Source organism: Streptomyces inhibens (assembly GCF_003389455.1).
In the GTDB taxonomy this organism is placed as follows: Bacteria; Actinomycetota; Actinomycetes; order Streptomycetales; family Streptomycetaceae; genus Streptomyces; species Streptomyces inhibens.
In genome coordinates this window covers 1-13,168 of sequence record NZ_QUAC01000214.1, presented here as the reverse complement: position 1 = coordinate 13,168, position 13,168 = coordinate 1, and the positions used below count along the sequence as shown (strand labels likewise).

General features: G+C 72.8%; 14 protein-coding genes and 3 pseudogenes. 9 read left to right on the top strand and 8 right to left on the bottom strand.

Annotation, left to right across the window (positions count from 1 at the left end; genetic code table 11):
- From DY245_RS26810 to DY245_RS26775, 8 genes and pseudogenes are all read right to left on the bottom strand, one after another.
- Nucleotides 1–180: pseudogene (locus DY245_RS26810) on the bottom strand (signal peptidase I); the annotation flags it as partial.
- Nucleotides 173–937 (bottom strand): signal peptidase I, encoded by a 765-nt coding sequence (gene lepB, locus DY245_RS26805; protein WP_128509793.1) that lies wholly within the window; start codon nt 935–937, stop codon nt 173–175. The pseudogene DY245_RS26810 and the gene lepB, both read right to left, overlap by 8 nt.
- Nucleotides 938–1,033: 96 nt before the next feature.
- Nucleotides 1,034–1,381, bottom strand: coding sequence for a 50S ribosomal protein L19 (gene rplS, locus DY245_RS26800; protein WP_128509792.1), 348 nt, complete (start codon nt 1,379–1,381; stop codon nt 1,034–1,036).
- A 133-nt stretch (nt 1,382–1,514) separates the two neighbouring features.
- Nucleotides 1,515–2,324, bottom strand: coding sequence for a tRNA (guanosine(37)-N1)-methyltransferase TrmD (gene trmD / locus DY245_RS26795; RefSeq protein WP_128509791.1), 810 nt, complete (start codon nt 2,322–2,324; stop codon nt 1,515–1,517).
- Nucleotides 2,324–2,869 carry a ribosome maturation factor RimM gene (rimM, locus tag DY245_RS26790; protein ID WP_128509790.1) on the bottom strand — a complete coding sequence of 182 codons (546 nt, stop codon included), beginning with the start codon at nt 2,867–2,869 and terminating at the stop codon, nt 2,324–2,326. The genes trmD and rimM overlap by 1 nt, the downstream gene beginning before the upstream one ends.
- Before the next feature lie 159 nt (nt 2,870–3,028).
- Nucleotides 3,029–3,268 carry an RNA-binding protein gene (locus tag DY245_RS26785; RefSeq protein WP_003980229.1) on the bottom strand — a complete coding sequence of 80 codons (240 nt, stop codon included), beginning with the start codon at nt 3,266–3,268 and terminating at the stop codon, nt 3,029–3,031.
- A 2-nt stretch (nt 3,269–3,270) separates the two neighbouring features.
- On the bottom strand, nt 3,271–3,711 hold the full coding sequence (rpsP, locus tag DY245_RS26780) for a 30S ribosomal protein S16 (protein ID WP_128509789.1): 441 nt from the start codon (nt 3,709–3,711) through the stop codon (nt 3,271–3,273).
- Between the two features lie 155 nt (nt 3,712–3,866).
- On the bottom strand, nt 3,867–4,457 hold the full coding sequence (locus DY245_RS26775) for a hypothetical protein (RefSeq protein WP_128509788.1): 591 nt from the start codon (nt 4,455–4,457) through the stop codon (nt 3,867–3,869).
- 547 nt (nt 4,458–5,004) lie between these two features.
- On the opposite strand from DY245_RS26775, the gene DY245_RS26770 reads away from it, so the two are divergent.
- From DY245_RS26770 to DY245_RS26735, 9 genes and pseudogenes are all read left to right on the top strand, one after another.
- A complete protein-coding gene (locus DY245_RS26770; RefSeq protein ID WP_128509787.1) occupies nt 5,005–5,868 on the top strand; it encodes a methyltransferase domain-containing protein in 864 nt (287 codons plus the stop codon).
- A 196-nt stretch (nt 5,869–6,064) separates the two neighbouring features.
- Nucleotides 6,065–6,606: pseudogene (locus DY245_RS46795) on the top strand (YhfZ family protein); the annotation flags it as partial.
- 5 nt (nt 6,607–6,611) lie between these two features.
- Nucleotides 6,612–7,100 carry a YhfZ family protein gene (locus tag DY245_RS46790; RefSeq protein ID WP_425329443.1) on the top strand — a complete coding sequence of 163 codons (489 nt, stop codon included), beginning with the start codon at nt 6,612–6,614 and terminating at the stop codon, nt 7,098–7,100.
- A 110-nt stretch (nt 7,101–7,210) separates the two neighbouring features.
- Nucleotides 7,211–7,594: pseudogene (locus tag DY245_RS26760) on the top strand (PRD domain-containing protein); the annotation flags it as partial.
- 89 nt (nt 7,595–7,683) lie between these two features.
- The gene (locus DY245_RS26755; protein ID WP_244943281.1) at nt 7,684–8,079 is read left to right on the top strand and encodes a DUF2620 family protein; all 396 of its coding nucleotides are present in this window, start codon (nt 7,684–7,686) and stop codon (nt 8,077–8,079) included.
- 3 nt (nt 8,080–8,082) lie between these two features.
- A complete protein-coding gene (locus DY245_RS26750; RefSeq protein WP_244943280.1) occupies nt 8,083–9,486 on the top strand; it encodes a YhfT family protein in 1,404 nt (467 codons plus the stop codon).
- A gap of 52 nt (nt 9,487–9,538) precedes the next feature.
- Complete coding sequence (locus DY245_RS26745; RefSeq protein WP_128509785.1) at nt 9,539–10,525, top strand: phosphotriesterase family protein; 987 nt, start codon at nt 9,539–9,541, stop codon at nt 10,523–10,525.
- Nucleotides 10,522–11,769, top strand: coding sequence for an aminotransferase class V-fold PLP-dependent enzyme (locus tag DY245_RS26740; RefSeq protein WP_128509784.1), 1,248 nt, complete (start codon nt 10,522–10,524; stop codon nt 11,767–11,769). Before DY245_RS26745 ends, DY245_RS26740 begins: the two co-directional genes overlap by 4 nt.
- A gap of 2 nt (nt 11,770–11,771) precedes the next feature.
- Nucleotides 11,772–12,941, top strand: a complete 1,170-nt coding sequence (locus tag DY245_RS26735) for an alanine racemase (protein WP_128509783.1) — start codon at nt 11,772–11,774, stop codon at nt 12,939–12,941.
- The last annotated feature ends 227 nt before the right edge of the window (nt 12,942–13,168 follow it).

Below are 13,168 nucleotides of genomic sequence, written 5' to 3'. Positions count from 1 at the left end.
GGCCTGGCGCCGCCGCTCGGCCCGTCCGCCGGTCGCGGGCCGGCCGGCCCGTGTGCCGTCGCCGCCGCGGGGCTCCTGGGTGTCGTCGGTCGCCGCGGAGGCGCCGTACGAGCCGTCGGCGCCGCTTCCGGTCCCCTTGGCGCTCTGGTGCCCGTGGCGGGGGCGTCCGCGGTTACCCATGAGGGCCCGCCGCGGTGGGTATCCGGTCGAACGATCCTGGTGCGTCGATGGTGCGCCAGCGGCTCACCGGCCAGGTGATCAGGTCCGCGCGGCCGATGACCTTGTCGACGGGGACCGTGCCGCCGCCCGGGTCACCGAGGTGGTCGCGGGAATCGCTGGATCTGGCGCGGTGGTCCCCCATGACCCACAGCTTGCCCTCCGGCACCACGATGTCGAACTCCACCGAGGACGGCGCGTCCCCGGGGTGCAGATAGCCCTCGCTCACGGGCTCACCGTTCACTTCGATCCGCCCCCGTTTGTCGCAGCAGGTCACATGGTCACCGCCGATACCGATCACGCGCTTGACGTAGTCCGTCTCGGCGGGCCGGGCCAGGCCCAGCGCCGCGCCGGCTCCGCGCAGCAGCCCCGGGACGGGATTCTCCCCCTGCTCCCTGTGAACAAAGGAGCCCGTCCCGTCGAACACCACCACATCGCCCCGTGCCGGCTCGCTGCCGAAACGGTACGCCAGCTTGTTGACCAGCACCCGGTCCCCGATCTGCAGGGTGTTCTCCATGGAGGAGCTGGGAATCAGAAAAGGCTGCGCGATGAACGCGCTGAGCAGCAGTACGAACCCCAGGCAGAGGACCAGCAGGGTCACCGGCCGTCGGCGCAGGCGGGCCGTACGGGAGAGAAAACGCGCGGAGCGCGACCCCTGCTCCGGCCCCTGGTCGGGGGTGGGAGAGGGGTCGCGCTCCGTGAGCTGTGCGTCGGTGTCCATCGGGTCCTGAGCCTATCCGGCCGGATCCGGACACCGGACGCGAGCGTGGCTTTGCGTTGCCGGGGCGCAAAAAATCGCGCTCCGGGGCGGCGCGGCTCAGCTGTCGCGCTTCTCCTTGATCTTCGCGGCCTTGCCGCGGAGGTCACGCAGGAAGTACAGCTTGGCGCGACGGACGTCACCGCGGGTCACGACCTCGATCTTCTCGACGATCGGGGTGTGCACCGGGAAGGTGCGCTCGACGCCGACGGAGAAGCTGACCTTGCGGACCGTGAAGGTCTCGCGCACGCCGGCGCCCTGACGGCGGATGACAACGCCCTTGAACTGCTGCACACGGGAGCGGTTGCCCTCGATGACGCGGACGTGGACGTTGACGGTGTCACCCGGGCGGAAGGCCGGGACGTCGGTGCGCAGCGACGCGGCGTCGACGGAGTCGAGAAGGTGCATGACCTACTGCTTTCTTCGCTGATGCCACAGGTCATCAACGGGATATCGGAAAGGATGTTTCGGATGCCGTTCCGTCGGGCGGGCGTCGTTCCCCCTGTGGCAGGGGCGCGCGCCGGACGCACACAGCAGCGGCCTATTCTTCCACGGCCTCGGCCGTCCGCCCAAATCGGCCGTCGTCGCCCTCCGACCAGCCAAGGGCGGCGAGTATCGCGCGGTCGTGCTTGTCGAACGCGGCGGGGTCGGCGCGCTCGATCAGATCGGGGCGGTTGCGGTCGGTGCGGCGGAAGGCCTCGTCGCGGCGCCAGCGGGCGATCTTGCCGTGGTGGCCGCTGAGCAGGACCTCGGGGATGCCGCGTCCGCGCCACTCGGGAGGCTTGGTGTAGACGGGGCCTTCCAGGAGGTCGGCCATCGCGCCGGGGGCGAAGGAGTCGTCCTGGTGGGAGGCGGCGTTGCCGAGGACGCCGGGCAGCAGCCGGGCCACCGCCTCGACCATGACCAGGACCGGGGCCTCGCCGCCGGCCAGGACGTAGTCGCCGATGGAGACCTCGCGGACGTCGAGGCGGTCGCCGTACTCCTCGATGACGCGGCGGTCGATGCCTTCGTAACGGGCCGGGGTGAACACCAGCCAGGGCTTGACGGAGAGTTCGACGGCGAGCTGCTGGGTGAAGGGGACGCCGCTCGGGGTGGGGACGACGATGACGGGTTCGCCGTCGCCGGACGCCAGGATCTCATCGAGCGCCTCGCCCCACGGCTCGGGCTTCATGACCATGCCGGGGCCGCCGCCGTAGGGGGTGTCGTCGACGGTGTTGTGCTTGTCGTGCGCCCACTCCCGCAGGTCATGGATGCGTACATCGAGTTGTCCACGGGCCCGGGCCTTGCCGACCAGCGAGACGTTCAGCGGCTCGAGGTATTCGGGGAAGATCGTGACGACGTCGAGCCGCATCAGCTGTCCTCGCGGCTGGAGGCCACATCGGCCTGGCTTTCGTCGAGGAGGCCGGGCGGCGGGTCGATGACCGCGCGCTGCTCCTCCAGGTCGATCTCCGGGACGATCTCGGTGACGAACGGGATCATGACCTCGCTGCCGTCGGGCCGCCGGACGATCAGCAGGTCCTGGTAGGGCAGGTGGGAGACCTCGGAGATCCGGCCGACGGCGGTGCCGTCACGGGTGACGACATCGAGGTCGATCAGCTGGTGGTCGTAGAACTCCTCGGGGTCCTCGGGGACTTCCTCCGGGTCGATCTCGGCGATCAGCAGGGTGTTGCGCAGCGCCTCGGCGGCCGTACGGTCGGCGACGCCCTCGAAGTGCAGCAGCAGCCGGCCGCTGTGCACCCGGCCGGTCGCGATGGTCAGCGGGCCGACGGAGGACGGATCGGTGGCGAGGACGGCGCCCGGGGCGAGCCGCAGCTCGGGCTCGTCGGTGCGCACCTCTACGGTGACCTCACCCTTGATGCCGTGGGCCCGGCCGATCCGCGCGACTACCAGTTGCACTGCTGCTCCTTGCGGCAGAACCGCCGCCGCCTTCGCGGAGGTGGTCACTCGCCTCGTGGTTCCTCGATTGATGGTTGCGGCCGGCAAGCCATCGCCGCAAACGGGTACGGGCCGGGGCGGGCCACAGGCCCTCCCCGGCCCGAGCCGGTGTTCAACTTGTCAGCGGACCTGGTCCACGTCGACGAGGTCGACGCGGATGCCTCGGCCGCCGATGGCGCCCACGACGGTCCGCAGCGCGCGGGCGGTACGGCCGTTGCGGCCGATCACCTTGCCGAGGTCGTCGGGGTGAACCCGGACCTCGAGCACGCGCCCGCGGCGCAGGGTGCGCGAGGCTACCTGCACGTCATCGGGGTTGTCGACGATGCCCTTGACGAGGTGCTCGAGGGCTTCCTCGAGCATGCTCAGGCCTCGGTCGACTCGGAGGTGGACTCGGCCGCAGCCTCGTCCGCCTTCTTGTCAGCCTTCTTCGCCTTCGGGGTGATGGCCTCACCCTTCGGCTCGTCGCCGGAAGCCTTGGCAGCGGCCTCGAAGAGGGCGCGCTTGTCGACCTTCGGCTCGGCGACCTTCATCGGCGCCGGGGCCGGCAGGCCCTTGAACTTCTGCCAGTCGCCGGTGACCTTGAGGATGGCCATGACGGGCTCGGTCGGCTGCGCGCCGACACCCAGCCAGTACTGGACACGCTCGGAGTCGACCTCGATGCGCGAGGGGTTCTGCACCGGGTGGTACAGGCCGATCTCCTCGATGGCCCGGCCGTCACGGCGGGTACGGGAGTCGGCAACGACGATGCGGTAGTGAGGCGCGCGGATCTTGCCCAGACGCTTCAGCTTGATCTTGACTGCCACGGAAGTGGTGTCTCCTGGTCTTGACGTGGTTGGGCACAACAAGATGCCACGTGGGGTTGCGGTACTCGGGTGCCCGATGGACGCGTCAGCCGGAGGAGAGAGGGGTCCTGTGCGACTGTCGAGTACAGCTAGCCATTGTGCCACACGCCCTTGGGTCAGCCGACCGCGGCCACCTCGGGGATCCGGAAGGGCTTGCCGCAGCCACCGCAGACGATCGGCGCCTGGGCGAGCACGGAGGGTACGACCCGGACATTGCGGCCGCAGTCGCAGACGGCCTTGACGCGGACGCCGCCTCCGGAGGAGCCGTGCCGGGCGGCCGGGCCGCGGAAACTGCGGGCGGTGTCGGTGGCGGTCGCGGCGCTGTGCGCCTTGAGGGCTCTGGCCAGTCGTTCGATGGTGGGGCGGTAGCGCCTCCTGGCTTCGGGATTGAGCGCAACCAGGGAGAAGCCGCTGCTGGGGTGCGGCTCGTCGGCGTGGTCCAGGCCCAATTCCTCGGCGATCGCCAGGAATCGGCGGTTGTGGTAGCGGCCTGCGCGGGAGGTGTCGCGGATGCCGCGGGCGGCGGCGATGCCGTGGACTGCCTCATGGAGCAGCCGTTCGAAGGAGAGTTCGGCGCCACAGGCGGACGAGGACTCTCCGATCAGGGACTCGGGCGCGGCCAGGTCCGGCAGCTCGGGGTGGTGCCGTTGAATATCGGCCCACGCGAGCGCCAGCTCGGCGGCGAGAACAGGCGGTGTCGTGCTCACGTCGTGACAACGAGCCGGGGTCGCCCAGTGTTCCGATTCCGGGCCATCCCAAATAATTTGCACGTACCAGTCAGTTTCCGGTCATGGGCCGTGCCGAGGGCGGGGTGCGCCGATCTGTGGAGAAGACGCCCAGTGGCCCACAAGCCGGTACGTACCCCCGCGTACGCCGCATGGCGTAAGCCGGTTGGCCGCCGGCGCGACGATCACCGCGGCGATGGTACGGGGGCAACCTGTGCCCGCAGGCACCGGCCCGTATCCCACCGTAGGGGCATCGGACGCGGCCGGCCGACGTGGCCCGGGGGGCGCGTGGAGTGTTGGGGCGGCGGGCGTTGCCGTGGCGGAACCACGCGCACCGGGGCACCCTGGAACGGCGCTCCAGGGAGCGGGCCCGGCGCATACGGGGGCGCGCGGGAGACAACCCCGGCGCACCCCCTGGACGCCCGGACGGATGCGCAGTTGTCTGGATTGCGGGGGCGCACAACGCGCGAATCACGGGGGCGATCGGTACGGAACAGCTTCTGGTTCTCGGCGAATAGGGGCGCTATCGATGTCACCCACGCTTGTGCGGCACCAGCTTCCGCACTCCGGATCCATGCGCTGCGACGGCCCACACGCTCCGGCCCGGTCACGGGAGCGCACCCGTGACTGGGCCGAGATCCAGGAGCGGATGCTGGTGCCGCTGTACGAAGCCACCTACGACCGCCTGGGGGTCGGCCCCGGTACCCGGCTGCTGGGGCTCGGCTGCGGGTCCGGCCTGGCGCTGTTGCTCGCGGCGGCGCGCGGGGCGCAGGTCAGCGGTGTGGACGCGGACGAGACCCGGCTGGAGCTGGCGCGCGAGCGGCTCACGCCGGACGGTATGCCGGAGCACACCCGGGTGGTCAGCGGCGGCCTGGAGGCCGCGGCGCCCGGGGATGCGCCCTTCAATGTGGTCACCGCGTTCCATCCGGTGGGCTGTGTGAGCACGGTCGAGGGGCTGACTACGTCGCTGACCGCGGCGGCCGGGCTGGCGGAGCGCGGCAGCGCGGTGGTGCTGGGTGGCTGGGGCCCGGTGGAGCGGTGTGCCACGGCCGGGGTGCTGCGGGTGGCGCAGCGGCTGGCCGACCCTCCGAGCGACTACGTCGTCGGCTCCACCGGGTGGCCCAGCGGCCGGGACGATCTGGAGGACCTGGCGGACCGGGCCGGGTTGCGGCCCGATGGTTCGGGGCGGGTGGCCTGCCCGTTCGGGTACGCGGACATGGCGAGCGCGGTGCGTGGACTGCTGTCGACGGGGCTGTTCGACGCGGCGCTGGAGGTGGCCGAGCAGCGTCAGGTGGAGAAGGAGCTGGCGGAGGCGCTGCATCCGCATCAGCGGGCGGACGGGACGGTCTGGATGCCGAATGTGTTCCGGTATCTGATCGCGCGGACACGGTAGGGCGGCAGGGCGGTAGGGCGGCAGGGCGGGCCGCCGCAGTAGGGCGGGCCGCCGCAGTAGGGCGGGCCGCCCTGACGGCCCGTCAGGAGACTGCGGGCGGCTCACCGACGGACCGGCAGGGGGTGGAGAGCAGGGCGTGGGAGCTGCTTCCGGAGCGCATTTGGCAGTATCCAGGATCCTGTTTACTGTCATTTGTGTGAACGGCAGCCATGGCAGCACCACTCTCAGCGGCATCGACGCACGCTTTCTGACCCGCAACGGGCACGCCGCCCGGCAACTGGCGGCCCTCCTGGTCCGCCAGGGCGCCGACGGCGTGGGCGGGCGGCTGCCGCGGGTCCGGGACTTCGCCGAGCGGCTCGGGGTCGGCAACGGCACGGTGCAGGCGGGGCTCCGGCTGCTGGAGGAGGCGGGCGCGATCAAGACCGTGGCCCGGGGCCATCTCGGCACCTTCCTCGTCGCCGCCGACCGGGCGGCCCTGTGGCGGCTGTCCGGCCTCGGCACGCTCCTGGCCGCGATGCCACTGCCGTACTCCCGGCGCTACGAGGGGCTGGCGACGGGGCTGCGGGTCGCCTTCGAGGAGGCCGGCGCACCGTTCGCGATGACCTTCCGGCGGGGCGCGGCCGCCCGGGTCGCCGCGCTGGTCGAGGGCAAGGTCGAGCTGGCGGTGTTGTCCCGCTTCGCGGCGGACCGGATGGTCGAGCGGCAGCCCGTCGAGCTGATCGCGGACCTCGGCCCGGCNCCGGATGGTCGAGCGGCAGCCCGTCGAGCTGATCGCGGACCTCGGCCCGGCCACGTACGCCGGCGCGCACGGTGTGCTGCTGCGGCCCGGTGCCACGCTCGGGTCCCCCGGGTTGCGGGTCGCCGTGGACGACAGCTCGGAGGATCAGCGGATGCTCGCCGAGCGGTTCTTCGCGCATCGCACGGCGGTGGAGTGGGTGCCGTGCTCCCCTGTGCAGCTGCGGGAGGTGTTCGCGCAGGGCCGGGCCGATACGACGGTGTGGAATCTGGACGAGGTGCCGGGTCAACTGGGCGCGGAGGTACAGGTGTTGCCGCTGGGCGACGAGCTGACCCGCGATCTGGCGGTGCGCCATGCGAGCGCCGCGCTGATAGGCCGTGCACAGGAAGAGGAGGGGGCCGGGGCGCTGGCGGCGGTGCGGGACGTGCTGGATCTGTCGACGGTCACGGCCGTGCAGGGCGAGGTGCTGCGGGGCGAGCGCGTCCCGGCGTACTGACGGAGCGGCAGCCGCCCACGGACCTTGCCGCCGGCAAAAAGTGACGGCATGTCAAGGAACAGAATCCAGAATCCTGGTTACTGTTGTCTTCGAGGGAAGGACGGCCGCCCATGGAATCCCAGCTCGCCCGGCGCATCCGCCTCTTCCGTGACAGCGGCCAGGTACGGCCGGAGATCGCCGCGTTCGTGACGGACGAGCTGGCGGCGCTGGCCGCCGAGGGCCGGCCGGTCACCGAGGACAGTGCCGGGATGCTCACCAGCCATCTGCTGATGGCGCTGACCCGGCTGCTGGACGGCGCGCCCCTGGAGGCGTTCCCCACGGACGCGGCGGTTGCCGAGGAGCTCGCGGGCCACCCCGAGGCGCTCGCCCGCGCCCGCGCCGTCGCCGTACGCGCCGACCGCGAGCTGGGTACCACGCTCCCCGACTCGGAGATCAACTTCCTGGCACTGCATCTGGCCGTCCTGGACAAGGACAGGACGGGACATCCGGCCCCGGTGCCGCCTGCGGCGCCGCCGTCGCCGGCGGCCCCGCCCCTGCCCCTGCCCCTGCCCCTGCCCGCGGCCACACCGCGAAGGGAGACCCCATGACCGAGATGACCGACATGACCGAGATCACCAGCACGACCAAGATCCTCACCGGTGGCGTCGGCAAGTCCGAGGTCGCCGGCACGGTGACCGGGCTCGGGCTGCCCGGCGTCGAGATCGTGCTCAGCAACGACATGGACGCGGCGGTGCAACTGCGCGCCGGGCGGGCCGACTACTTTCTCGGCACCTGCCACACCGGGGCCGGGGCCTCGCTCGGCGTACTGGTCGGGCTGCTGGGCGCGGCCGCCTGCCACACCTTCGGCCGCTCGGTGCCCACCGCGGAGCAGATCGACGCGCTGCTCGACGAGGGCAAGAAGGTCTTCGGTTTCGCCGTCGACCAGATCGACGCGGTCGCCCCCGCGCTCGCCCGCGCCATCGCGGCCCGTACGGCCTGACCCGTGGGCAGCCTCCCCGTAGCGGGCCTCCAACTGGCCGCCGCGGCCGGCGGTCTCGACTTCTCGCCGGCCGAGCAGCTGACGGTCATCGGGCTGTGTGCGCTGACCGCGTTCCTGTCGCATCTGGCGCTGGCGGTCTTCAACGACGGCGTACGCCCCTTCATGCTGGACTTCCTACAGGGGCGGACCACCCGCGGCGCGACCACCGCGGTCTCCTTCGGGCTGTCGGCCGGGTTCATCTTCGGTCTGGGCGCGCCGATGGCGCTGTCGTCGGGTGTGCTCAACCCGTGGCTGGTGTTCTTGCCGACCGATCTGCTGGGGCTGCTCGCGCCGAAGAAGTGGCTGGCGCCGGTCCTGGGCGGCGCCTGGGGCGCGGTGGTGGTCTTCGGCCTCAAGGGCGCCGACAAGGTGGCGCACGAGCTGCCGGTCGACTTCCTGACGGCCATGCAGCAGATGTCGACGCCGATCCTGTTCCTGTTCACGCTGTTCCCGGTGCTGGCGATCAGCAAGCAGTTCGGCAGGCTGCGCGGCGCGATCGCGGGCGCGGTGGAGCTGGTCCTCGTCGTGCTGACGATGAAGCTGTGGCCGAAGGTGTTCGCCGGGGCGCTCGCGATGGCGGTCGGGGTGCTGCTGCTGATCGGCTTCGCGGTCGTCAGGGATCTGCGGCAGCGGCGTACGGACCGGGCGACGACCCGGGCGGAAGGGGCGGGTGCCGGAGGCGAGCGGGCGGAGACCGAAGGGGGCCGGGCGGAGCTGGCCGCCGACGACCCCATGGTCTCGCTGTTCGGCGCGAGCGCGGCCCGGCTGCGGCGCCATCTGCCGCTGTTCATGGTGCTGGGCGCCGGGGTCTGTCTGCTGGCGCAACTGCACATATTCGGCGGCGGTGAGGCGACGAGTTTCCTGATCGCCAAGGGGCGGACCACGGAGGCAGCGCAGGTCGACTTCTACCGTGCCTTCGGCTTCCTGCCGCTGATCGCCACCACCGCGCTGGCCTCCGGCGCGTACGGCATCGCCGGCTTCACCTTCGTCTACCCGATCGGCTATCTGCTGCCGAGCCCCTGGCTGGCGCTGGTGTGCGGGGCGCTGGTGCTCGCCGTCGAGGTGCTGGCGCTCAGCGGGATCGGCCGGGTGCTCGGCGGGCTGCCGTCCGTACGCGACTCCTCCGAGCAGCTGCGCGCGGCGATCGGTGCGACCCTCCAACTGGCCATCCTCTTCGGCTCGTTGATGGCCGCGAACGCGATGGGCGGTGGGCTGGGGATCCTGATCGTCGGCGGGCTGTATCTGCTGAACGAGGCGATGGGGCGGGTTGTGGTCCGGATGGCCGCGGGGCCCGCCGCGGTCGTCGTCGGCGGCGTTCTGCTCAACGTCCTGTATGGGCTGGACCTGTTCACCCCTCTGACCTCCTGACGGAGTTCGCTCCTGACGGGTTCGGCCGCCCCAGACGGCCGGGAAGGCAGGCATGAACGATCTGCTGCACACCGTCACGGGCCCGCTGCCCGCCTCCGCCGTGCGCGGACCGGTGCTCGCGCATGAGCATCTGGCGCTCGATCTCACCCGGGGCGCCGACAGCGGGGCCCGTCTGACAGCCGGGCACCGGGCCGCCATCACCGAGGAACTGGCGTCGCTGCGCGCCGAGTTCGGGCTCTCGCTGGTCGTCGAGCTGACCTGCCGGGGTATGGGGCGTGATGTGGACGGGATGGCCCGGATCGCCGCGGATTCCAAGGTCGCGGTCGTCGCGGGGACCGGCTGGTACTACGAGCCGTTCCACCCACGTGAGTTGAGCCGTACCAGCGCCGAGCAGCTGGCCAGGACACTGGTCGGGGAGATCGAGCGCGGCTGCGGCGGCTCGGGCATCCGCCCCGGGGTGATCGGCGAGGTCGGCAGCCATGGCGACCTGCCGAGCGAGGCGGAGGCGCGGACCCTGACCGCGGCGGCGCTCGCCGCCACCGCGACCGGCCTCTCGGTGGCCACCCACGCCCGGCTCGGCCGCGGTGGCCTCGCCCAGTTGGAGCTGCTGACGGCGGCCGGGCTGCCGCCGCACCGCATCAGCATCGGCCATCAGGACCTGCTGGACGATCCGGCCGTGCACCGGGAGCTGGCGGCGGCCGGTGCGTATATCGCGTTCGACACCGTCGGCAAGGAGAGTTACCAGAGCGACCGGGTGCGGCTGCGGCTGCTGCTGGCGCTGCTGGAATCCGGATACGCCGACCGGGCGCTGCTCAGCTGTGATGTCTCCCGGCACGGCTATCTGGTCAGCGAGGGCGGCACGGGCTACGGGCATCTGTTCCGGTCCTTTGTGCCCAAGCTGCGGGCGGCCGGGGTGGACGAGACGCTGATCGACACCCTGACGCGGCGCAATCCGCTGCGGTTCCTCACCGGGCGGGACGGGGCGGACGGCGCGTCGTCCGTCGCCGGCGGGCGCCTGCCGGGGTGTGAGCCGGAATGAGCGTGCGTCTGCCACGGACCAGCCCGCTGCCGGCCGTCGGCGTGCCCGACGCGCTGGCCCGGCAGTTCCGGCTGCTGGAGTGCACCGCCCGGCATTTCGAAGGGCCCCAGCTCTTCGCGGCGGACGCCGGGGTGGTGCCGGGCCTCGGTCGTCCGCGGACGACCGCACGGGTCGAGGCGGTGCTCGCCGACTTCTTCGGGGCCGAGGCCGCGGCGCTGGTGCAGGGCGCGGGCACCGGCGCGATCCGGGCCGCGCTCGGCGCCGTCCTGGAGGCGGGCGATCCGCTGCTGATCCACCGTGCGCCGGTCTACCGCACCACCGCCCACACTCTGCGCGGCCTGGGCGCGGCCACCGTCGAGGCGGACTTCAACGATCCGCGGGAGCCGGCCCGCGCACTCGCGTCGGGGGACTTCCGCTGGGCGTACGTCCAGCACACCCGGCAGCGGCTCGCCGACTCCTACGACCTGGGCGCGGTGCTGGCGGCGTGCCGGGGCGCGGGCGTACGCACCGTGGTGGACGACAACTACGCGGCGCTGCGGGTGCCGGCGTGCGGGGTCGAGCTGGGCGCCGACGCGTCCTGCTTCTCGCTGTTCAAGCTGCACGGCCCGGAGGGCGTGGGCGTCGTCGTGGGCGCCGCGGACCTGGTGGCGCGGGTGCACGAGGACAACTATTCGGGCGGCGGCCAGGTCCAGGGCCATCAGGCGCTGGACGCGCTGCGGGCGCTGACGCATGTGCCGGTGATGTGGGCGGTGCAGTCGCAGGTGGCGGCCGAGGTCGCCGGGCGGCTGACGGCCGGTGAGGTGCCGGGCGTCGCGGAGGCCGCGCTGGCCAATGCGCAGGACCGCTGTGTGCTGGTGCGCCTGGCCCGGCCGGTCGCCCGCGGGCTGCCTGCCGCCGCCGCGCGGCACGGCGCGGCCCCCTACCCGGTCGGCGCCAACTCCCGCTACGAGATCGCCCCGCTCTTCTACCGCCTGTCCGGCTCCGCGCTGGCCGACGCCCCCGAGCTCGCCGACTGGACCGTACGGATCAACCCCATGCGGGCCGGCGCCGACCTGGTGCTGGACATCCTGCGGCGGGCGCTGGCGGAACCGCACGACGCGGCGGAACCACGCGACGGAGCGGAACCGCACGACGTGGACCGGGCCCCGGGCGTGGGCCCCCGTCACCCCGCCCCCGAAGGCCGCGCAACGCCCGGCGCCCCCGGCACCCCCGGCCCGGCCGTCGCGCCCGGGCCCAAGGACTGACCGTGTTCCTGGACACCGTCCTCGCCCGTAATCCCCGGCTGGTCGCCTGCGCGACCGAGCTGCACCGAAGCGGCGCCATCGGGCCCGATACGTACGTCATGGATCTGGACGCGGTGGCCGCCAACGCCTCGCTGCTGGCCGAGGAGGCCGGCCGGCTGGGGCTCTCGCTCTGGTTCGTGGTCAAGCAGCTCGGCCGCAATCCGGAGCTGATCCGGGCCATCGCCCGGCACATCCCGCGCTTCGCCGCCATCGACGCGCCCGAGGCCGGGGCGCTGCACGCGGCGGGCGCGCAGGCCGGGAACCTCGGCCATCTGGTGCAGATCCCGCACCGTGCGCTGCCCGGGATGCTGGCCCGGCGCCCGGAGGCGGTCACCGTCTACGACCTCGCCAACGCCCGTGCCGTGTCGGAAGCGGCCGGCCGGCTCGGGCTCGTCCAGGACATCCTGGTGCGTATCGAGGCGGCGCCCGGGGCGGGGTATCCGGGGCAGGAAGGCGGGGTGCCGCCGGCCGGGCTGGAGGCGTTCGCGGCCGGGGTGGAGCGGCTGCCGGGTGTACGGATCGCGGGCGTCACGGCGTTCCCGTGCCTGCAGTGCGCTCCCGGTACGGGCCGGCCGCTGCCCACCCCGAACCTCCCCCTCGCCCTCCGCGCACGGGAGGTGCTCGCCGCGCGCGCCGGGGCGGACCCGGCGGAGCTGCTGCTGAGCGCGCCGGGCGCCACGTCGATGGCGAGCCTGCCGCTGCTGGCCCGGCTCGGCGCCACGCACGGGGAGCCGGGGCATGCGCTCACCGGCACCACTCCCCTGCACGCCGTCGACCCGGGGCAGCCGGAGACCCCCGGCTATGTGTACGTCAGCGAGGTCGCACATGTCCTGGCCGACGGCCGGCCGGCGCTGTTCGGCGGCGGCTTCTACCCCCGGTCCGGGGTCGGCTCGGCGCTGATCCCGCGCACCGGCGCCCGCCTGGCGGTACAGCACGCCCCGGCGGAGCACATCGACTACTACCGGCTGCTCTCGCCCGGCGACGCGCGGCCCGGGGACACCGCCGTGCTGGCCTTCCGCACCCAGGTGTTCGTCACCCGCAGCACGGTCGCCGTCGTGTCCGGACTGTCGGGCGGAGCACCGGAGTTGACGGGGTGTTACGACCCGTGGGGGCGGCCGGTCGCGGAGCCGTAGCAGCGGGCGCCCCGGAGGCGCGCGGGGTCCATGAGTGTGCCCCCTACCCGCCGCCCACCCGTGCCTTTGGTTTTTCCCCGCCGCCCACCCCCCTTCGGGGGGTGGGCGGGTGTGGACGGCAGGAGACCCCACTCGGAGGTGGGCGGGTGTAGACGGCAGGAGACCCCACTCGGGGGGCGTGGGCGGGTCCAGACGGCAGGAGACCCCACTCGGGGGGCGTGGGCGGG